Annotated in this window: 20 protein-coding genes; 9 read left to right on the top strand and 11 right to left on the bottom strand. The window is 38.6% G+C overall.

All coding sequences use genetic code 11. The annotated features are described in order from the left end of the window. Positions 1–14: 14 nt before the first annotated feature. The gene (locus EZ456_RS23050; protein WP_131534250.1) at positions 15–2,501 is read right to left on the bottom strand and encodes an outer membrane beta-barrel family protein; all 2,487 of its coding nucleotides are present in this window, start codon (positions 2,499–2,501) and stop codon (positions 15–17) included. Between the two features lie 217 nt (positions 2,502–2,718). On the opposite strand from EZ456_RS23050, the gene EZ456_RS23045 reads away from it, so the two are divergent. Both EZ456_RS23045 and EZ456_RS23040 read left to right on the top strand, forming a co-directional pair. Beyond that, positions 2,719–3,645 carry an NAD(P)-dependent oxidoreductase gene (locus EZ456_RS23045; protein ID WP_131534248.1) on the top strand — a complete coding sequence of 309 codons (927 nt, stop codon included), beginning with the start codon at positions 2,719–2,721 and terminating at the stop codon, positions 3,643–3,645. Between the two features lie 916 nt (positions 3,646–4,561). After that, positions 4,562–5,134 (top strand): OsmC family protein, encoded by a 573-nt coding sequence (locus EZ456_RS23040; RefSeq protein WP_317130015.1) that lies wholly within the window; start codon positions 4,562–4,564, stop codon positions 5,132–5,134. Between the two features lie 64 nt (positions 5,135–5,198). Here the strand turns inward: EZ456_RS23040 and EZ456_RS23035 are convergent, their stop codons facing one another. Continuing rightward, positions 5,199–7,079 (bottom strand): M1 family metallopeptidase, encoded by a 1,881-nt coding sequence (locus EZ456_RS23035; protein WP_131534244.1) that lies wholly within the window; start codon positions 7,077–7,079, stop codon positions 5,199–5,201. 273 nt (positions 7,080–7,352) lie between these two features. Here EZ456_RS23035 and greA point away from each other — a divergent pair, with 273 nt between their 5' ends. Together greA and EZ456_RS23025 are read left to right on the top strand one after the other, a co-directional pair. Then, positions 7,353–7,826, top strand: a complete 474-nt coding sequence (gene greA / locus EZ456_RS23030; protein WP_025146397.1) for a transcription elongation factor GreA — start codon at positions 7,353–7,355, stop codon at positions 7,824–7,826. 96 nt (positions 7,827–7,922) lie between these two features. Then, entirely contained in the window at positions 7,923–8,321 is a 399-nt protein-coding gene (locus EZ456_RS23025; protein ID WP_131534242.1) for an HIT family protein, read from the top strand. Between the two features lie 59 nt (positions 8,322–8,380). On the opposite strand, the gene EZ456_RS23020 is transcribed toward EZ456_RS23025, so the two are convergent. After that, positions 8,381–9,244, bottom strand: a complete 864-nt coding sequence (locus tag EZ456_RS23020; RefSeq protein ID WP_131534240.1) for a hypothetical protein — start codon at positions 9,242–9,244, stop codon at positions 8,381–8,383. Between the two features lie 174 nt (positions 9,245–9,418). On the opposite strand from EZ456_RS23020, the gene EZ456_RS23015 reads away from it, so the two are divergent. Next, positions 9,419–10,057 carry an RNA polymerase sigma factor gene (locus tag EZ456_RS23015; protein ID WP_225876604.1) on the top strand — a complete coding sequence of 213 codons (639 nt, stop codon included), beginning with the start codon at positions 9,419–9,421 and terminating at the stop codon, positions 10,055–10,057. Next, entirely contained in the window at positions 10,054–11,238 is a 1,185-nt protein-coding gene (locus tag EZ456_RS23010) for a hypothetical protein (RefSeq protein ID WP_131534238.1), read from the top strand. The genes EZ456_RS23015 and EZ456_RS23010 overlap by 4 nt, the downstream gene beginning before the upstream one ends. Before the next feature lie 27 nt (positions 11,239–11,265). Here the strand turns inward: EZ456_RS23010 and EZ456_RS23005 are convergent, their stop codons facing one another. From EZ456_RS23005 to EZ456_RS22985, 5 genes are all read right to left on the bottom strand, one after another. Beyond that, positions 11,266–12,156 carry a pirin family protein gene (locus tag EZ456_RS23005; protein WP_131534236.1) on the bottom strand — a complete coding sequence of 297 codons (891 nt, stop codon included), beginning with the start codon at positions 12,154–12,156 and terminating at the stop codon, positions 11,266–11,268. Between the two features lie 274 nt (positions 12,157–12,430). Beyond that, positions 12,431–13,531 (bottom strand): NADH:flavin oxidoreductase, encoded by a 1,101-nt coding sequence (locus EZ456_RS23000; RefSeq protein ID WP_131534234.1) that lies wholly within the window; start codon positions 13,529–13,531, stop codon positions 12,431–12,433. Positions 13,532–13,542: 11 nt separating this feature from the next. Further along, the gene (locus EZ456_RS22995; protein ID WP_131534232.1) at positions 13,543–13,845 is read right to left on the bottom strand and encodes an ArsR/SmtB family transcription factor; all 303 of its coding nucleotides are present in this window, start codon (positions 13,843–13,845) and stop codon (positions 13,543–13,545) included. A gap of 460 nt (positions 13,846–14,305) precedes the next feature. Next, positions 14,306–14,839: a hypothetical protein gene (locus EZ456_RS25460; protein WP_205945158.1), complete on the bottom strand. Its 534-nt coding sequence runs from the start codon at positions 14,837–14,839 to the stop codon at positions 14,306–14,308. A gap of 96 nt (positions 14,840–14,935) precedes the next feature. After that, complete coding sequence (locus EZ456_RS22985) at positions 14,936–15,334, bottom strand: winged helix-turn-helix transcriptional regulator (RefSeq protein WP_131534230.1); 399 nt, start codon at positions 15,332–15,334, stop codon at positions 14,936–14,938. 100 nt (positions 15,335–15,434) lie between these two features. Between EZ456_RS22985 and EZ456_RS22980 the strand changes: the two genes are divergently transcribed. Continuing rightward, positions 15,435–15,809, top strand: coding sequence for a DoxX family protein (locus EZ456_RS22980; RefSeq protein ID WP_131534228.1), 375 nt, complete (start codon positions 15,435–15,437; stop codon positions 15,807–15,809). 140 nt (positions 15,810–15,949) lie between these two features. Here the strand turns inward: EZ456_RS22980 and EZ456_RS22975 are convergent, their stop codons facing one another. Then, positions 15,950–16,141 (bottom strand): hypothetical protein, encoded by a 192-nt coding sequence (locus tag EZ456_RS22975; protein ID WP_131534226.1) that lies wholly within the window; start codon positions 16,139–16,141, stop codon positions 15,950–15,952. 147 nt (positions 16,142–16,288) lie between these two features. Here EZ456_RS22975 and EZ456_RS22970 point away from each other — a divergent pair, with 147 nt between their 5' ends. Then, positions 16,289–17,167, top strand: a complete 879-nt coding sequence (locus EZ456_RS22970; RefSeq protein WP_131534224.1) for an oxidoreductase — start codon at positions 16,289–16,291, stop codon at positions 17,165–17,167. A 127-nt stretch (positions 17,168–17,294) separates the two neighbouring features. Continuing rightward, positions 17,295–18,098, top strand: a complete 804-nt coding sequence (locus EZ456_RS22965) for a helix-turn-helix domain-containing protein (RefSeq protein WP_131534222.1) — start codon at positions 17,295–17,297, stop codon at positions 18,096–18,098. A 402-nt stretch (positions 18,099–18,500) separates the two neighbouring features. Here the strand turns inward: EZ456_RS22965 and EZ456_RS22960 are convergent, their stop codons facing one another. Both EZ456_RS22960 and EZ456_RS22955 read right to left on the bottom strand, forming a co-directional pair. Then, positions 18,501–18,725 (bottom strand): CDGSH iron-sulfur domain-containing protein, encoded by a 225-nt coding sequence (locus EZ456_RS22960; RefSeq protein WP_086548824.1) that lies wholly within the window; start codon positions 18,723–18,725, stop codon positions 18,501–18,503. Positions 18,726–18,809: 84 nt separating this feature from the next. Then, on the bottom strand, positions 18,810–19,493 hold the full coding sequence (locus EZ456_RS22955) for a GNAT family N-acetyltransferase (protein ID WP_131534220.1): 684 nt from the start codon (positions 19,491–19,493) through the stop codon (positions 18,810–18,812). Positions 19,494–19,547 lie beyond the last annotated feature (54 nt).

The raw sequence follows: 19,547 nt of genomic DNA, 5'->3' as shown, positions 1-19,547 counted from the left end.
AAGCACCTTGGTTATTAAAATGATCCCTCATCAGGACGGTTATCCTGCTGATCGTCTTTCTTCTTTTTGGCGCCCGTAAATGTTGTTTTTCCAAATCGGTACGAGAACGTTAGGTTACCCATTGTTCCCTGCATCTGTCGCTCAAAATCAACAATAGTCGCTTTATCTTCGGTTGTCATGCTCCACCTTCTGGTGTTAAATACATCTCTAACATTGAAACTTAAAGATGCTTTTTTGTTCGGGAAATCGTATTTGGCTCCACCATCAATTCCATACATGGCATTACGTTTTCCCTGTGCCATTACCTCTGGTGCACGGTAATCGCCGCGTAATTGTAGTGAAACATCTTTAACAACAGTTAAATTAGCCGTTATATTGGCATTCCAGCTAAATCCACTGCTCGATGCAATATCAAATCTCGCATCTCCGGCAAATTTGGCTTGATATAAGTTTACATTGGTGGTGAAATTTAAAGCTTTAATCAGATCGAAGCGACCAATTAATTCTACCCCACTGTTAATCTGGTTCGATAAGTTTTGAGGGGTTGAAGTAATAATCCCATTAACAGGGGTACTTCTTACCCTTTGAATTACATCATTGGTTTGGCGGAAATACAAACTCGATGTTAAGGTTATTTTTTTCCAGTATTTACTGTATCCCAATTCGAAAGCGTGTACATCCTCAGGTAATAAATTCGGGTTACCACCTCTATAGTTTAAAGGATCGGAAACATCCAAAAATGGGTTAGTATCCCAAGGACGAGGGCGATTCACACGACGGGTATAACTCAATTGAAGCTGATTATCACCTTTTAGTTTTTGTGTTAAGAAAACACTTGGGTATAATCTTTTGTAGTGGATATTTCCTTCGGCAGTAGTTAACACATTATTTGTATAACCTTCTAAATGGGTGTCTAAACGTGCGTCTTCAGCCCTTAAACCCAATTGGTAACCAAAATCTTTAATCTGGTTTTGGTAGTTGAAATAAAGTGCATGAACCTGATCTTTGCTGTCGAAACCATTAATTAACTTGTTGTTACGCACATAAATCTCCGTATTTGTTGGGATCGAATCTGCGTATTGATCGTTATTTCCTAAGCGGATCTGGCTGCGGTATCCAACTTCAATTTTACCCGTTTTACCAACAGGTAGTGCATAATCAGTCTGGATGTTGTAATTGGTATTATTGCCAGTATTAAAAACACGTTGCAAACTTAAGGTTTCATCAATCGGCACACCATTTCTGTTAGTGGTATTGGTGTTATATGTCTGGTCGTTGTTATTTGTTCCGTGCGAATAGCCAAAGTTGAAAGATAACTCTTCTTTAGGTTTTTTAAACTTCTGCACGTAATCTAAATTCAGGTCATAACTTTTTCCGTAACCATCATTATTATTAGTTCTGTTGCTTAATAAAACTGGGGACTGATTTGAACTCAATTGTCTGATATCAAGCAACTCGTTTCGCTCATTTTCTCTCGAGTTAAAACCGCCCGACAAGCTGATTACGCTTTTAGGTGCCAGATAATAATCTAACCCAGCTTTAGCATTGTGCCCCTTATCAGTAGAGGTAGAAACCGTATTCTGATTTGCGAAAGCTGTTGAGCTGGTTGGCGTTTTGTAGGTAATATCCTGAAAACCACCACCCACACGGTTGCCATAGCGATAGCCATAGTTGCCATAAATATTTACTTTACTGTTCTGGAAGCTTAAGTTGGTGTTGGCATTATAGTTATCGCGGTTACCTGCAGTTAGTGCAGCTGAACCATTAAACCCAAGTTTAGTGTTTTTCTTAAGTACAATGTTGATGATCCCTGATTGACCTTCAGCATCGTATTTGGCTGATGGGTTGGTGATTACCTCAACACTTTCGATAGAACTGGCTGGGATTGACTGGAGAATCTGCGCCACATTACCGCCAGCAATTAAAGATGGTTTTCCATCAATTAATACTTTAACGCCTGTAGAGCCACGTAAACTCACATTGCCATCCATATCGGTAGAAACAGAGGGAACATTCTGCAATAAATCGCTGGCTGAGCCACCTTCGCTGATTACGCTCTGATCTACCGCGAAGATCTTTTTGTCTATACCCATTTGCATAGCTTGTTTTTGGCCCGTTACGGTAATTTCGCTTAGCACATTTCCTTTTGCAGGATTCATTTTAATCTCGCCAAAGTTTAACGTGCCAGTGGCAGCCGTAATGGCCACATTATCCCTAACCATGGTTTGGTAACCCACAAAACTTATTTTGAAGGTAAAGGTTCCTGTAGGGATATCGGCCATTACAAAAGCACCGCTTACATCGGTTTGAACAATTTTTGCGTTTTTGGCCGTAGCTTTGTCGATTAAAATTGCTGTAGCAAATGGAATAGTTTCTTGTGTTTTGGCATCTTTAAGTACGCCGGTAATTTTTGCTTTTCCGCTTGTTTGTGCAAAAAGACTAAATGATAAGCTTAAAAGTAAAAGGATAATCTGTATTGTTCTCGATTGTATAAGTCTCATTAAAAAATAAAATTTCGTGTGTTTTTATAAAGGGAGACAAAGTAACGGCAACTTAGTTTAATTAAGGAGCCGTAACTATTTTATTACAGCCATTTTATAGTAATATTTTTGTGGGGTATTCTGCAGTTGGCTTTTGAAATTGGTGACTTTTAGTTTTACAGAAACAATAAAAGAATATTACAATTGAACAATCTGCAAAATGTTACTTTTGCTTATTATGAATAAGATATTAATTGTTGATGATTTACACCCTGCATTTAAAGAGCAGGCTATTGCTATGGGCTATGAGGTTGATGATGAACCACAGATTACCCGTCAACAAACATTAGATAAGATAAAAGATTATACAGGCATTGCTGTTAGAACAAAATTTAGGATCGATGCTGAGCTCTTTGCCGCGGCTCCAAATTTAAAGTTTGTGGCCAGGGCAGGAGCAGGCCTGGATAATATCGATGATAAAATCGCCTTTGAAAGAAATATCGAACTGATTAATGCACCTGAAGGCAATTGTGATGCTGTTGGCGAACATGCCACAGGTTTGCTGTTATCATTGATGAACAACTTCCGCAGGGCCGATATCGAAATCAGAAATGGCGTGTGGGATAGGGAAGGTAACCGTGGTTACGAATTGAAAGGCAAAAAGGTGGGGATTGTTGGTTATGGCTTTATGGGGCAGGGCTTTGCTAAGAAACTGGCGGGTTTCGAGGTTGATGTAATGGCTTACGATAAATACAAAACCGGGTTTTCTGATGCTTTTGCCCGTGAGGTAAGCATGGAAGAAATTGTAAAACACTGTGATGTGCTAAGTTTGCATATTCCCTTAACTGCCGAAACCAAACAAATGGTTGATGACGAATATTTCTTCCATTTTAAAAAGCCGATTTTCTTTATCAATACAGCAAGGGGCGAAATTGTTAACACACAGGCAGTGCTTAATGCGATTAAAAGTGGAAAAATTTTAGGTGCCGGGCTAGATGTACTGCAAACAGAAAAATTTCCGGCTTTGGGTGAGCAGAATTGGTACGATGAACTTAAAAATAACGACAAAGTGATTTTAACTCCACATGTGGGGGGGTGGACCTTCGATTCGTACCGTAAAATTTCTGAGGTTTTGGCCGAGAAGTTAAGCGGGCTTAATTTCTAGTGAGCATAATGCTGACTTATTTTGGTTTTGGAAAGCAAGGGCACTGCTAATAGTTGAGGTTCTGTCCTGCTTTCCATTACTTCCGATGAAACCTGTGAAACATGCAAGCACACAATAAAAAAACAAAAGAATAGTGCTTAAATCGGAATCATTACAATCAGGTTTATATACAGTATGGCTGCACCCTGCAAACCCTAAAATAAACTACTGTTTCTGCCATTTAGCCCCGGGTGAAGCATTACCCCAATGTCATTAAGTTAAGGGGGTAAATAGCAAAAAGATGTCACCCTGAGCGTAGTCGAAGGGCATTTATTTACGACTTATCAATCTCAAGAAGTCTTCTACTACGCTCAGACTGACGACGTGGTGCTTAACTTAATGACATTGAGCATTACCCTGCATCCCGATTTCTCCTATCGTGTGGACACACCTTTATACTATTGGTTTTTAGGCATTTTGCTAACCAACTTTAATAATACACAGGTTTTACCGAAGAGCGCCGCCAATCCCAAGGGCCAGGAAATCAAAAAAACAGATGCAACACAGCCCCTTTACCCCAATCCAAACCTAAAACGCAGTGGTTTTGTGCACGTTTTGCAAAACCTTTTACTAAGCACTTGCTGCACAAAACAAAGTGCCGTTGTTTTTTTGATGTGCACGAGGTTGTGAAAAGGCCCCTTGTTGGATTGACAAAGCATTTTTGCATACTTTTGATGCCTCAAAAGTTTGATGCCCTGCGGCATAGGAGCAGAAAAAATAATTAAATATTTGTGTCCACACGGTAGGATTTTTCGGGAGAAGTGTATAAGCGGAACACGGGAGCCAAGTTGTTTTCTTGCACAGGCAATGCGCTTCAAAAATAAAAGTTAAAAGATATATTAACTAAATACTTTATTAGGTTTGTTGTTGAAAGGTTATGAAACTAGGAATCTTTAGACTCGATAAGTCTAAAATTACCTATAATCTCAATTTTATTTTCTTAAATTGGCTATATAATCTAACCAATTTTATCATGCCGAAAGATCACTTATATTCAACTACAGTTACTTGGACGGGCAATAAAGGCTCGGGTACAATGGATTACCGTTCGTACGATCGCGATTATGTAATTTCGATAAAAGGCAAAGCCGATATTTCAGGATCGTCTGATTCTGCTTTTTTAGGCGATAAATCTAAATATAACCCTGAAGATTTGTTATTGGCATCTATATCAAGCTGCCATATGCTCTGGTATTTACACTTATGCTCTAAAAATGAAATTGTAGTAATCGATTATAAAGATGAGGCCGTGGGTACCATGGAAGAATCGGCCGATGGTAGTGGTAGGTTTAAAGAAGTTACGCTGCACCCGCAGGTTTTAATCGCAGATAAAGCACATTACGAACTGGCAGCATCGCTACATCATGAAGCCAATAAAATGTGTTTTATAGCTAATTCATTAAATTTTCCGGTAAAACATGAGCCTGTTTGTAAGGCGGAGAACGGTTAACAGTTCACAATTTTCAGTTGGCAGTTATATCGAACCGCCAACTGAAAATTACCAACTGAAATAATTATTTTACCTTGTAAATGTTATCCGCTGGAGTAGCATCCACATAAATACCGTTATCCAGACTTATCGAATTTACTTTTTTAGCTGTATTAATTGTTACATTCACCTCTTTTTGGTTTGCTTTCCAAACCGCTGGCGTTTTATGAATCGTTTCAGTTTTTCCATCGGTGTAAGTAACCACAACATCAAAAGGAATGGCAAAGCCACCAACATTTTTAACCGTTACAGTCGATTTTCCTTTTGCTGGTGTAACTTTGGTAATGGCTAAATCAAGATAGTTGTTGGTGAAAAACCAATTTTGGAAAAACCAGTTTAAATTTTGGCCAGAACCTGCATTCATCGAATTAAAATAATCCCATGGAATAGGGTGTTTGCCATTCCAGTTGCTCATGTAGGTATGAAGTGCCTTTTTGAACAGGTCATCTCCTAACATATCTTTCAAGGCCAGATATGATAATGAAGCTTTCCCGTAAGAGTTATTACCATATCCCGAACCCGAAACCTGGTCAGACATCGAAATTACAGGTTGATCTTCTTCTGTAGATTTATCGTTAATGTATTTATTTACCCTGAAGGTTTTGTAAAACTTATCTGCAGCTTCTTTACCATGTTCTGCAATGCCGATTAAATATTCGAACGTTGTGGCCCAACCTTCATCCATATACGCGTAACGGGTTTCGTTAATGCCCATATAAAATGGGAAATAAGTATGTGCTACTTCATGGTCCTGGACCAGTTGTGCAAAAACAGGATCGCCAAATTGAGAATCATTAACCATCATTGGATATTCCATATCAGCAAAACCTTGAAAAGCAATAGTTTTTACATAAGGATAAGGAATGCCCGGCCAATTGTTCGAGAACCAATCTAAAGCATTAAGGTTGTATTTAACCGAGTTTATAAAATCTTTTCCGGTAGTTGGATTGTAAGCAGCCTGTGCACTTGCCCTACGGTTGATCTTTTTATCTACAATTACACTTGCACCATCCCAAACGTAGTGGTTACTCAGGGCAAAAGTAACATCGGTAATGTGCTTTACCGCAAATTTCCAGGTGTTCCAGTCTTTTTGCAGGGTTACTTTGCCATCTTTCATTTCCTGCTCGGTAGCAATGTGGATTATTTCATCACCATTATATGATTTCTTTAAACGGGCAGAAATTTCAGGCTGTAATACTTCATCAGGGTTCAGGAAATCGCCGGTTGCATAAACCACATAATTTTTAGGCGCTTTGATCGAGAATTCGTAATCATTAAAGTCGTTGTAAAACTCGGCTCTATCGGTGTGTGGGATGCGGTCCCAACCGTTATAATCATCAAATACAGAAATGCGTGGGTAGCTATAAGCTACAAAAAATGAGTTTGGATCAATTTGCCCCTCGCGACCGCTTTCTTTTGATAACGGGTAATCCCACTCTATTTTAACCGTAATTTTCGATTTTGGTAATAATGGCTTGTTCAGCTTTACATTGCCAACTGTTCCCCAGTTTTTACTATCTATCTTGTACGTTTCACCATCAACAGAGAAAGAAATGATATTTAAGCCTGTACTCAAAAAATCTTCGCTTACCGCACCGCCTCTTGGTGAGGTTGGCTTGTGCAGGTTGTTTACAAAACGGATCGCCAAAGTTTTTAAAGTATCAGAGCTATTGTTACTGTACAAAATTTCTTCTTTACCGCTCACTACTTTGGTTTCGGCATCAACCTTAATATCCATGTTGTACTTGCCATGGTTTTGCCAATAATTAGCTCCGGGTTTTCCACTCATTGAACGTGTACCCTTAGCGTATGCCGCTTTAATATTTCGGGGCATATAAAGCTCTTGGGCAGATGCCAAATGCCCGCCCAAACATACAAGTATGGCAATAGAGAATAACTTTTTCATTTTTTAAGAATAATTTTAGCTAAATTATAATTAATGATTGAATTCCGAATGTGTGTATGATGGAATGTTACGTTTCTGGTGAGCTTCGCATATAAAACAAAAATATTGATGTAAAAAGATTCTAAAATCTAAAAATCCTTTAAATCTTAATCTTTTATTTGCTTTTGTAATTTTCACATTTTATCTTCGTTATAATTGAAGCAAGACTATGTAGCAAACCAACTATATAGTCTTGTTTGTTTTTTATAGCGTTTGAATAAAATTAATAGAGCAATGACAGAGGTAACATACTACACCCAAGAGGGCTTAGATAAATTAAAAGAGGAAGTTCATTATTTAACTACCACCGGTCGTCAGCTAATATCTAAAGCAATTGCAGAAGCAAGGGATAAAGGTGATTTATCGGAGAATGCAGAATATGATGCTGCTAAAGAGGCACAGGGTTTGCACGAAGCAAAAATTTCAAAATTAAAGAATACATTAGCGAATGCACGTTTAATTGATGAATCTAAAATGGACTTATCAAAGGTGCTTGCATTATCTATCGTTAAAATAAAAAATGTTAAAAACGGTGCTACCATGACCTATCAATTGGTAGCTGAAACAGAAGCTGATTTAAAAACGGGAAAAATTTCTGTTAAATCGCCAATTGCACAAGGGTTGTTAGGTAAATCGGTTGGCGAATTTGCCGAAATCGAAGTGCCGGCAGGTAAAATGCAGTTCGAAGTTTTAGAGATATCGAGATAAGCGGATAGCGTTTGGCGATGAGCGTTTTATTAATCGCTTGCCGCTAAACACTTAACGCTAACCGCCCAGCCCTTACACCTTTAACCCTACACCTTAATGACTATTTTTTCAAAAATCGTTGCAGGCGAAATCAGCGCACATGTTGTTGCCGAAACTGTAGAATATTTAGCGTTTTTAGATGTTCAGCCATTAACGGCAGGACATGTTTTGGTTATTCCGAAAATTGAGACCGATTACATTTTCGATATGGACGAAGATCTGTATGTTGGTTTGTGGATGTTTGCCAAAATTGTATCGAAAGGTGTAAAAATTGCTTTCCCTTGCAAAAAAGTGGGTGTTTCGGTAATTGGACTGGAAGTTCCGCATGCACATATTCATTTAATTCCAATGAATAATGTAAGCGATATGAATTTCAGTAAAGAAAAATTGAAGCCAACGAACGAGGAATTAGCAGAGGCTGCTGAAAAAATTAAACAAGCCTTACTAGAGGTATAAAAAAGGCCGGCTGTGAAAACCATCAGCCGACCATTCTAACCCGCCTAACCCAAATATCGTTATGGCGCTGGAGCAACTGTAGTTGTAGTAGAGACATATGGCCAAACTGTGCCTATACCTCCAACTGTAATACCTTTATTATCCCCTCTTTTTGTATCAGATGCAAAATAGTATAACGGCCATCCTTTATAAGTCAGCTGTTTTTTGCCAATTGTGGCTACAGTAATTACACCGACATCGGCTTTTGTTATAACCGAAGGCAAATTAAGCACTTCAGATTGGTAAACTGGCCAAATCCCTTCTTGTGTAGTACCTTTTGTATAGGTATTTATGCCGTTTTTATCCGGGCCAAAAGCATATAAGGTTCTACCAAACGCATCAGTAAAATATTTGGTATTTCCTGTTCCTTCAATATAGGCACTGGTGTAACTTTTGCCATTTGCACCTATCAATTGTGCATTGGCCAGCATCAAAGAATAATCGGGCTTGGCCACAAACCATATTCCACCAACACCATCGCCCTTAATTTCACCTGCGGCAGCATCACTTGCAAAATAGTATAGTGGATAACCACGGTAAGTGCTTTGTTTACGGCCATCAGCACGGGTAACCTCCCCAACTTCTGCTTTGTTTAATTTAAGATCTGTGCTGGCATCGGCTGAATAATAAAATGGCCAAAGGGTTTCGCAGCCACCTGTACAGGTTGGCGTACCCGCTGCATCCGATGAAAAAAAGTATAGGGTTTTGCCATCTTTGTCCGTTAGTACCGATCCAAATTTTGCATCAGTTGCTAACTGAATTCCCTTATTGTTATTGGTAACGGGTGGAGTTGTAGGTTCGTCTGAACTGTTTTTCTTGCAGGCTGTAAATACCATGGCTATACAAACGATAGCCAATAGATTCTTTTTTAAGTAGATTAGCATAAGATTTTTGTTTTTAGTTTTAACTTTAATAAAATGATATGCCGCTATTACGCCATCAGGTTGTAAATGGTTGCTTGTAGAAACAAGATTCTTAGCCAAACTGAACGAATAATAATTATTTTAAAGAAATATTTTTTTGAGGCAACCTTTTGTAATTTCTTACCGTAATGTGTTTTGAAAGGAGAACTTGTGACCGCTAACCGCGATAGTGAAGATGTAATACAAAAGTATATTCAGGGCTGCATTAGAAATGAAAGGGATAGTCAAAAAGCACTATACAAACATTTCTATAGCTTTGCTATGGGTATTTGTTTGCGTTATGCAAACGATCGGTTAGATGCTGAGGGAATACTGAACGACGGCTTTTTTAAAGCTTTTAAAAATATAACTAAATATGAAACTTCTAAGGCTTTTTTGCCTTGGCTTGGCCGGATCATAACCAATACTGCTATTGATTATTATCGTGCCAATTTAAAATTTGCCGACCATGTGGATATTCTGGATCATGAAAATATTGCCCATACAAATTCTGTGTACGATAAATTGGCCTACCACGATTTGTTAGCATTGGTTCAAAAGCTAAGCCCTGCCTACCGAACGGTTTTTAACCTTTTTGCTATAGATGGCTATAGCCATGAGGAAATTGCCGAAATGCTGGGGGTATCAGTAGGTACATCAAAGTCGAACCTGTTTAAGGCAAGGCAAAAATTACAGGAAATGCTAAGAGCTACAGATGCGAAAACTTACCAGGTAAGGAATTCGGAAGTAGACAGAAACCTTTTACAGGTAAGGTTAAACACAAATATGCAATGAAAGAGGGAAAGGATATAGATAAATTATTTAAGGATGGATTGGAAAATCCAGATCTTCCTTTTAATGATTTAGATTGGGATAATCTGGAAGAGAGATTGCATCCAACACCAAAAAGGAGGATAGTGCCGCTAACTTGGTTAACTGCCGTGGCTGGGATAGCCGCAATGTTACTGGTTGTGTTTTTATTGGTTAAGCCGAATGGCAATCCACCTAAAAACAATCCACTGGTGAAAACAAAAACAAATGAGAATAACAAGCCTTTAAATAATGAAGGTGTTTTAATTGAAAAGCCAACTAACAATGATTCGTCAGCGAACGATAGGGGAGGCAGTTTATTGACAGGTAATAATAAAGGAGACGAAAATAGCAAAGATCAGAAAATAGCTAAAACGGGATTCGTCCACGAAATTTTTCCAAAAGTTATTGAGACAGGTAATCGTATTAATAATAATCTTTTAGCGGATGTGATTTATAATCCAGAAATAAAAGCCGAAACCAAGCTTGTAGAATTTGAAAAACAGAATCTTGTAGCTGATCCTGTTCGAGGCAAAATGCCAAGAATTAAAGACCCAATTTTTAAGAAAAAACCAAGATTTGTGTTGAGTATTCTGGCTGCACCCGATTTAACCAGTGTGCAGAAATCAGGCAAAAGTAGTTTAAGTGGTGGTTTTGGGGTAGAGGCTACGCTTTTCTTAACAAAAAAATTGAGTGTTACTACCGGGGCAGCTTATGCTAAGAAAATCTACGATTCAGATTTTAGCCAATACAATCCTAACACCAATTATGTTTTTAAGGTGAGTCCGGCAAATATTCACGCCAATTGTGATGTAATTGACATTCCAATCAATGTGAACTATAAGGTTTTTAATGGCCGTAGAAATTCGATTTCGGTAAGTACTGGTTTATCCAGTTATTTAATGTTGAAGGAAAAATACAGCTATTCTTATAATGGAGCTTATCAAGGTCCTCAAAGCTTCGAAGTAAGAAACCAGAATCAGCATTATTTAGGTATAGCCAATGTTGGTGTGGAGTTTCAGCACAAAATAAATAATAATTTAAGCATCAGCGCTAAACCTTTTATGAAAGTCCCATTAACCAATATTGGTTATGGAAGCGCTAAGTTATCATCAACAGGCGTGGCCGTTTCAGTAAATATGAATTTGTTCGGGAAAGGAAATTAAGTTTTATAATCTTATTTAATCCAATGATTACTTTTTGCTGTGAGGATGCTGATCGGGCAAAGGTACAAACCCTGTTTCACCAGGAACCTGTTTAAAACTTTGTTCCAGCCATTTAGTTTTGGCTTTCTCAATCAATTCCTTGTTTGATGCAACAAAGTTCCAGTAAATAAAACGTTCTTCAGGAAAAGGCTCTCCCCCGAAAATGTAAACGGTAGTATCTTCGTGCATGGTGAATTCGCACAGTTTGGCATCGTTGGCAATTAAAATTAAACGTGGTTCAAAAATATTCCCATCACTTTCAATTGCGCCTTCTAAAATATAGAGTGCACTTTCGCCGAACAGGTAATCGCCAATGCTTACCTTTTGCCGTTGAGTACTTTTTAACTCTAAAAAATACAGGGGGCTGTAAACAGGTACAGGTGATTTATAACCAAAAGCTTCTCCTGCGATTAATTTAAAACTAACGCCATCTTGCGTCCAGTTTGGAATGTCTGCCTCTTCTACATGGCAAAATTCAGGTTCCATTTGTTCTAAATCTTTAGGTAAGGCTACCCAGATCTGTAAGCCATGGAGCATTTTATCGGTATGGCGAAGGTATTCAGGAGTTCTTTCCGAATGTACAATGCCACTGCCTGAGGTCATCCAGTTAACCTGCCCGGGTTTAATCACAATATCCGAACCCAAACTATCCTTATGTGTAATCTCACCCTCGAACAAAAAGGTTAAGGTAGATAAGCCGATATGCGGATGGGGTGGAACATCGAGATTTTCATGATCGCTCATTGCGGCTGGGCCCATGTGGTCGATAAAAGAAAAGGGGCCAACCATACGTTTCTCTCTGAAAGGCAATAATCTGCCAACCATAAAATTGCCAATATTTGCTGGTCTTTCTTCAATAATGAGTTTAATGTTCGACATGGGCTAATCAATTTTTTGATGACGTGAATTTAAGGAAAAAGGGTGGGATTTAAATTGAAATTCTATTCGTCACGTCATCTCGAGCGAAGTGCAACGGAGTCGAGAAATCTATCTAGATAGATCTCTCCATTTCACTGCGTTTCAGTCGAGATGACGTTCCCACTCTACGGCAAAAAACTCGAATGTCAGATGGTAACATCTGACACCACCAGAAACCAAAAAAGCATCCCTTTCGAGATGCCTTTTCTAAACTTAAAAAGAAAAAATAGGATTATTATACCAATTCTATTAAGGCTTCTTTGCTAAAGCCTTTCAATTCTTCTGTACGGTTATATTTAATTTTTTCTACCCAGTTCGGGTCTGCTAAAAGCGGACGGCCAACTGCTACTAAATCGAAATCGCCGCGATCCATTCTGCGTACCAGTTCGTCTAATGAACTTGGTTGAGAACTCTGACCTGCAAAAGCGCCAAAGAAATCGCCATCTAAACCAACAGAGCCCACTGAGATGGTTGCTTTTCCGGTTACTTTTTTGGCCCAACCTGCAAAATTTAAGTCAGAGCCTTCAAATTCAGGTTCCCAGAAACGGCGTTGCGAACAATGGAAAATATCAATTCCGGCTTCGGCCAATGGCGTTAACCACTGTTCCATTTCCTGCTCGTTTTTAGCCAGTTTAAAATCGTAGGCAGCAGGTTTAAATTGTGATAAGCGGATAATTAGTGCGAAATCTTCGCCAACCCTTTTACGCACTTCTTTAATTACTTCAACGCCAAAACGTGTACGCTCGGCCAAGGTTTTACCGCCATAAATATCGGTACGGTTATTTGTACCGTCCCAAAAAAACTGATCGATCAGGTATTGGTGTGCGCCATGTATTTCAACAGTGTCAAAACCTAAAGCTTTGGCATCTGCAGCAGCCTGGCCAAAAGCAGCAATGGTATCAGCAATAGCGGCATCTGTCATTGGTACTCCGTTTTCGAAACCTGGTTTGTTTAAGCTAGATGGGCCTTCGAAAGGTGTACTTGGTAACCAACCTGAGGCATGATTATCCATAATGCCCTGGTGCCAGATCTGTGGCCCCATTTGACCGCCAGCCTGGTGTACATTTTTAATGACATTCTCCCAACCTGCTAAAGCTTCGGTGCCATAAAAATGTGGAATATTAGGATCTGCAGAAGAGGATGGACGGTTAATTACTGTTCCTTCTGATAGAATTAAACCCACTTCACCAGCTGCTCTCTTTGCGTAATAGCTAGCAACATCGGCTGTTGGCACTCCGCCTGGAGAAAATGACCGCGTCATTGGGGCCATTACTATTCTGTTTTTGATATTTAATGTTTTAAGGCTAAAAGGCCTAAATAAACTATCTGTGTTCATATGTTTCTAAATTATAATTCGGTATTGATAATTTCGCTTAATTTTTCTAAGCCTTCTTTATTGCGTTTGTAATAAGTCCATTGGCCCAGGCGTGTGGAGCTGATTAAATCAGCACGCTGTAAAATAGAGAGGTATTCGGAAATGGTACTTTGAGATAATCCTGCTTTGAGCTGAATCTGACCCACACATACGCCAACATTTTCAAAATCGGCATTTGGCTGATCTGGAAAATTAGTTGCCGGTTCTTTTAGCCAACCTAAAATCTGTAAACGAGTTTTATTAGAAAGTGCTTTGAATATTTCTACTTGATCCATGTCACAAATATATCGACTTTTCCCGATATGCCAATTAAAAGAGTAAAGTTTACAATTGCATGTAAAATGGTGGTTATTGTAGTGGGGGGGGAAAGCGATAATACTTATAGCGAACCTTGTGATAATCAACGATAGATTTCAAAGTTGGGTCGTCATTGCGAGGAGGAACGACGAAGCAATCTTTCCTATTTGCAGAGTTTGCAATAAAGATTGCTTCAGCCGATGAAAAATCAGCCTCGCAATGACGATATGGTGGGAATTTCGATTTGTTATATGTGCACAGCTAATGCTAAAGATTCGTCGCTTCGCTCAGAATGATAAAGATCTATTCAAGGGAAAAAAACGGCTAAAAAAGAACGGGGATAAATCATACCGACCTATCCCCGTCATCTAAATTAACGCTCTCATATATATAAACAACCAAAAAGGTGATTTATTATATTTGATGTAAAATATTTTTTTATTTTTTTGCTGCTGGCTTTTTTGCTGCTGCTTTTGCTTTCTTTTCAACCGCAGGAGTTTCTTCAATCGCTTCAGCTTTTTTCTTTGCAGGTGCTTTTGTTTTTTTAACTTCTACTGCAGGTTCCTCAATTTCTTCAACTTTCTTTTTAGCAGGTGCTTTTGCTTTTTTTACCTCGGCCGGAGCTTCTTCAACTATAGCTTCTTTCTTCTTAGCTGGCGCTTTTGCTTTTTTAACTTCAGTAACAGGAGCTTCAATAATTGGTTCTTCCTTAACCTCTACCGCTTTCGGAGCATGATCTTGTTGCAGGTAGTTTGCCAGGATCTGTCGTAAATATACCTCTGGTTTAGGCATATTGATGATGGTTCCAGGTTCTTTATCCTGAGATTGTTTGATATAAGCTGATTTAATTTTGCCCCAATCTTTAGAGTAAAGTCTGATAAACATCTCTACAAATTGTTCGTCTGTATATTTTTTAGGCAACCTACCCAGCACTGCCTGAATTTTTTCTTCTTTTTTATGTAATACCGCCATCGATTTTATTTTGTACAAAGATAGCCGAATTTTATCATTATCAGTTTTTTGCTTTTTTTCATAAAATAGATGGTGTATGAGATTAAATTTAGTGGGCTAAAGAGAAGTGCTCATTTCTGCTACAGCCGCTTCGGTTCTCCTATTTTTAACCAAGCGTTCGCGATGTTTTAATCCCCAATCCCTTAATTCATCAATTACTCTTTCAAGCGATTCGCTGTACGGGGTAAGTTCGTAAGTTACGGTAACCGGAGTGGTAGAAAATACTTTGCGGATTACAAATTCATTTAATTCCAGGTCTTTAAGCTCTTTCGATAATATTTTGGGCGTAATTTCTCCAAGCGATTTTTGGATCTCATTAAAACGCTGCGGTCCTTCCTGTAAGGAAATAATCAGGGGAAGCTTCCACTTACCATTTAAAACATAGAGTGCGTCTTTTACCGCATTTAAACTTGCCGTACAGGTTTCCTTATTGCGGTGTTCTTTTCTTGGTCCCATGATACAAAGGTATAAGCTTTCGTAAAGGATAGTACTATCCTTTGGGATACTAGTATCTTTTAGATAGTAAAACTGCATAAGTTTGCATCAAAAAAATAATATGAAAACAAAAACAATCAAAATTATTTATTGGATATCAACCGCTTTAGTTTCGTTAATGATGACTTTCTCAGCCTATTCTTATCTCAGCAATGAAACCATTAAGCAGGCTTTTCATCACTTTGGCTTTCCTGATTATTTTAGAATAGAATTAGCCGTTGCCAAAATTTTAGGTGCGGTTTTGCTATTGGTACCGATAAAAGGGCAATGGAAAGAATGGGCATACGCCGGTTTCGCATTTACATTTATTTCGGCATTTATTGCGCATACCGCTTCGGGCGATCCGATCAATAACCGCGTTGGCCCAGTTGTATTTTTAATGGTATTATTGCTATCCTATTTTACCCATCACAAAACGAAGGTGAAGTCTGTTTAAATTGAGGGATGAGAGATTAGATTGCAAGATGGCATAGCTGAGCTAAGGAACCTAAGAGACGGATAAACTTAATCATTATGGACAGAAGGCTTTTTTATCCAACTGCCTGCCCGGATTTTTGGGCAGGCAAACATCAATAGTTACCTTTTCCAGCCTTTTTGCATTTTTTTATAGGCTTTTTTGCTAATTTTTGATTTCTTCTTGGACCTCGATTTCCCTTTCTTCTTTCGGGCATTGATGTTATTTACAAGTGAATTTTTAACACCCAGCTTGTTTTTCTTGCCCTTCTTTTTATCCTTTTTCTTTTTGCTTTTTCTCTTTTCTTTCGCCATAACTTATTTATTATCTATTATTCAACATCAAATTGAGTTGAAAAGTTCTGATAAAGGGAATGAGCTTTTTAACAAAGTAAATTGAGCTTCAAAGCAAAGCTTCACCTCGCAAATCAACCTACCTTTGATTCATAAAATATAGAAAAAATGAAAAAAGTTTGGTTTATAACAGGTAGCGCCCGCGGATTGGGACGCGACTTAACAGCACAAGTATTGGCAAAAGGCGATTTAGTTGCAGCGACAGCAAGAAATACCGATGCCTTAAAAGACTTTGTAGAAAAATATCCTGATCAGATTCTTCCAATTACCTTAGATGTTACAGATTACGATCAGGTTCATTTAGCAGTGGAAACCGCTGTGGCCCATTTTGGCAAAATAGATGTTTTGGTAAATAACGCTGGTTTTGGTATTGTTGGTGCTGCCGAAGCTTTTACAGAAGAGCAAGTACGCAGTCAGTTGGAAACAAATTTATATGCACCGATCGAGATTACCAGGGCGGTATTACCATTTATGCGCAAACAACGATCGGGCAGGATTCTTCAGATCAGTTCAATCGGTGGGCGCGTAGGTAATGCAGGTGTGAGTATTTATCAGGCAGCAAAATTTGGCCTTAGTGGGTTTAGTGAAGCTTTGGCCAAAGAAGTAGTAGATTTAGGTATTTATGTAACCAGTGTAGAGCCAGGTGGTTTCCGTACCGATTGGGCGGGCGCCTCTATGTCTTATGCGCCGCATGTGGAAGGTTACGAAACCACGGTAGGAAAACGTGCAGATTTCTTTCAGAGCGGCAATTTTGTGCCTATGGGCGATCCAGAAAAGGCAGCGAAAGCGATGTTAGATTTGGTAGAAAATCCTGAGCCACCTATACATTTAGTGTTCGGAAGTGAAGCCATTGGAATGCTTAAACATGCCGATGCAGCAAGAGCAATCGAAATGGAAAAATGGATGAAGGTAAGTTTATCAACCGATCATGATGAGGCTGAGAATTTTTTGACTACTGATCTCGGTAAATCTTTTACTAAAAAATAGTTGCATTAATTCTCCAACTTTCATATGTATATTAACCACAGATGCACACAGATAAACACAGATTTTTGTTGTTATCTTATCTGTGTGCATCCTTATTATCTGTGGTTAAAATTGTAAATTTGATCAAATGTCAAATCAAGCCAAACGTCCTAATATCCTATATTCCTGTTATGCCCAAAAAAGTAGCGAGGGCGAACAATTTATCCCTAATCATTCAGTGGGATTAGTTATAGCAGGTACTTCTGAGATTTTTATTGGCAGAGAAAAATTTGTGTTTTCTGACGGCGATTTTAGATTCTTTCGGCGGAATCAATTGGCGCGGTATACAAAATACCCACCAGCAGGCGGAGAATTTAAATCCATCAGCATCAACATTGATCAGGATATTTTGCATAGTATCAGCAAAGAATATGATCTGCACATGCAAAAGCCCAATCACGAGCTTAAAGGTTTAGCATTAGAGGCGAATAGCCTGTTGAAAAATTATATCGATTCGATATGGCCGTATTTAGACGGAAATAACGGGGTTAACCAAGCTTTGGTTGATTTAAAGGTTAAGGAGGTTGTTATGATTTTACTACAGACCAACCCGGTATTAAAAGATGTACTTTTTGATTTTTCAGAGCCCGGAAAAATTGATCTGGAAGCTTATATGAATGCCAATTATAAATTCAATGTAGATATTAACCGTTTTGCTTATTTAACCGGGAGAAGTTTGGCGACGTTTAAAAGAGATTTTGAGAAGACCTTTAATCTTTCGCCCAACCGTTGGTTGCAGAAAAAACGTTTGAACGATGCTTATTATCTCCTAACCGAAAAAGGCTGGAAATCATCCGATGTTTATCTCGAAGTTGGTTTTAAAGACTTGTCACATTTCTCTTTCGCATTTAAGAAAGTTTATGGCACAGCGCCATCAAAGATTGGTGTTTAATTTATTCAGCCTTGGCCTAAAGCAAAAGTTGGAATTGATGATTTAAGGTAAATATATATTCGAGCTTACATCTTTTAGATTTATTTAACATCAAGAAATGAAAATCGGGTCTTTCAAACCTAAGCCCGATTGTACGGATGCCATTTTTATCGACGTATTTTCTTTTCCCAGGTTTTAAAAATGGCAGGAGGGAAAGCGGGGCTACAGGCTGCCACAGAGAACAGCGCCTTTGCTTCCAAAAAAGAATGAATAGCTTATTTTCGATTAATTTTTACTTAAAACATACTAGAACTGTCATTTCGAGCGAAGTGCAGCGCAGTCGAGAACCAGGGGCTAAGCGAAGGTAAATCTGACTCGATAGATCTCTCCATTTCGCTACGCTTCAGTCGAGATGACGATAGATTAAACCTTTTTCGGAGGAAGATCAAAGGCTATCGCCTCATGCTCAAAATGGCCGTTATGTGCGCCATCGCAAAAAGGCTTGTTTTTTGATAAACCACAACGGCAGATCGAAAGTACTTCTCTGCCCTGTAAGCCATAAGTATTTCCGTTTCTATCTACAATTTCGAAATCGCCCTCAATTTTAACAGAGCCGTTATTGTTAATGGTAAGTTTTGTTTTAGACATGTATGTGTTAGTTTAGTGCAAAACTAAAGCATTGAAGTGGTAATTTCTGAACGGTTTTCTATTTAGAAACATTCTCTTCTTGGCCTAAGCCTCTTTTTTGATAACATAGGCAATCATATCTGTCCTGATCTCAAATCCCAGTTTATGGTAGAGTTTAATGGCCCCTTCATTATCGTTTCTAACGTGTAGAAAGGGTATTTCCGAACGGAGCAGTATGCGTTTAATCTGTTCTTGTAAAATCTTAAAGGCATAACCTTTGCCTAAATGATCAGGATGGGTACAAACCGCACTTACTTCGCGATAAGGAGTGGGATGGAATCGGTGCCCGGCCATAGCAGCCAATTTCCCATCACTAAATATGCCTGTGTAATTACTAAGGTGGATGGTTTTGGCCAGAAAAGGTCCTGGTTTGGTTAAGTCTACCAGATCGATCATTTCTTCAACATGCTCCAGATCAAGGTCTGTTATTCCCGTTGCATCTGCTGTTGGCACTTCCTTGCCGCGGAAAATAAACTGGAACATATCGATATGGGTTAGCAATTTCCACTGTGCAGGTATTTCGACAGGTGTTTTTGAGAAAAATACGAAAAGGCTTTTCGCAGGGCTGATTCGATAAAGCGTGTTTAGATTCTCCTGTGAATTATCTTTTAAGCCGGCAAATGCTGTGATATCTTCAAGATAATATTTTACCTTATCAATGCCTTTTGCAATATGGCTATGACCAGATGTTAAGGCATAATAAATTGGATTATCCAATACGTGTTCCATCCAGCAAAGGTATTAAATGCTAAATCAGACGAGGGTAATTTTTATGTGGATAAA

Origin of the sequence: Pedobacter psychrodurus (genome assembly GCF_004331735.1) — a bacterium.
GTDB lineage: Bacteria > Bacteroidota > Bacteroidia > Sphingobacteriales > Sphingobacteriaceae > Pedobacter > Pedobacter psychrodurus.
Note: the sequence above shows the minus strand (reverse complement) of the source record. Positions and strands in the feature narration are given on the sequence as shown.

What these genes read in the sequence shown, in the direction of transcription:
- EZ456_RS23050 (WP_131534250.1), bottom strand. Translation starts at nt 2,501, where the DNA reads ATGAGACTTATACAATCGAGAACAATACAGATTATCCTTTTACTTTTA.
- EZ456_RS23045 (WP_131534248.1), top strand. Translation starts at nt 2,719, where the DNA reads ATGAATAAGATATTAATTGTTGATGATTTACACCCTGCATTTAAAGAG.
- EZ456_RS23040 (WP_317130015.1), top strand. Translation starts at nt 4,562, where the DNA reads ATGAAACTAGGAATCTTTAGACTCGATAAGTCTAAAATTACCTATAAT.
- EZ456_RS23035 (WP_131534244.1), bottom strand. Translation starts at nt 7,079, where the DNA reads ATGAAAAAGTTATTCTCTATTGCCATACTTGTATGTTTGGGCGGGCAT.
- greA (WP_025146397.1), top strand. Translation starts at nt 7,353, where the DNA reads ATGACAGAGGTAACATACTACACCCAAGAGGGCTTAGATAAATTAAAA.
- EZ456_RS23025 (WP_131534242.1), top strand. Translation starts at nt 7,923, where the DNA reads ATGACTATTTTTTCAAAAATCGTTGCAGGCGAAATCAGCGCACATGTT.
- EZ456_RS23020 (WP_131534240.1), bottom strand. Translation starts at nt 9,244, where the DNA reads ATGCTAATCTACTTAAAAAAGAATCTATTGGCTATCGTTTGTATAGCC.
- EZ456_RS23010 (WP_131534238.1), top strand. Translation starts at nt 10,054, where the DNA reads ATGAAAGAGGGAAAGGATATAGATAAATTATTTAAGGATGGATTGGAA.
- EZ456_RS23005 (WP_131534236.1), bottom strand. Translation starts at nt 12,156, where the DNA reads ATGTCGAACATTAAACTCATTATTGAAGAAAGACCAGCAAATATTGGC.
- EZ456_RS23000 (WP_131534234.1), bottom strand. Translation starts at nt 13,531, where the DNA reads ATGAACACAGATAGTTTATTTAGGCCTTTTAGCCTTAAAACATTAAAT.
- EZ456_RS22995 (WP_131534232.1), bottom strand. Translation starts at nt 13,845, where the DNA reads ATGGATCAAGTAGAAATATTCAAAGCACTTTCTAATAAAACTCGTTTA.
- EZ456_RS25460 (WP_205945158.1), bottom strand. Translation starts at nt 14,839, where the DNA reads ATGGCGGTATTACATAAAAAAGAAGAAAAAATTCAGGCAGTGCTGGGT.
- EZ456_RS22985 (WP_131534230.1), bottom strand. Translation starts at nt 15,334, where the DNA reads ATGGGACCAAGAAAAGAACACCGCAATAAGGAAACCTGTACGGCAAGT.
- EZ456_RS22980 (WP_131534228.1), top strand. Translation starts at nt 15,435, where the DNA reads ATGAAAACAAAAACAATCAAAATTATTTATTGGATATCAACCGCTTTA.
- EZ456_RS22975 (WP_131534226.1), bottom strand. Translation starts at nt 16,141, where the DNA reads ATGGCGAAAGAAAAGAGAAAAAGCAAAAAGAAAAAGGATAAAAAGAAG.
- EZ456_RS22970 (WP_131534224.1), top strand. Translation starts at nt 16,289, where the DNA reads ATGAAAAAAGTTTGGTTTATAACAGGTAGCGCCCGCGGATTGGGACGC.
- EZ456_RS22965 (WP_131534222.1), top strand. Translation starts at nt 17,295, where the DNA reads ATGTCAAATCAAGCCAAACGTCCTAATATCCTATATTCCTGTTATGCC.
- EZ456_RS22960 (WP_086548824.1), bottom strand. Translation starts at nt 18,725, where the DNA reads ATGTCTAAAACAAAACTTACCATTAACAATAACGGCTCTGTTAAAATT.
- EZ456_RS22955 (WP_131534220.1), bottom strand. Translation starts at nt 19,493, where the DNA reads ATGGAACACGTATTGGATAATCCAATTTATTATGCCTTAACATCTGGT.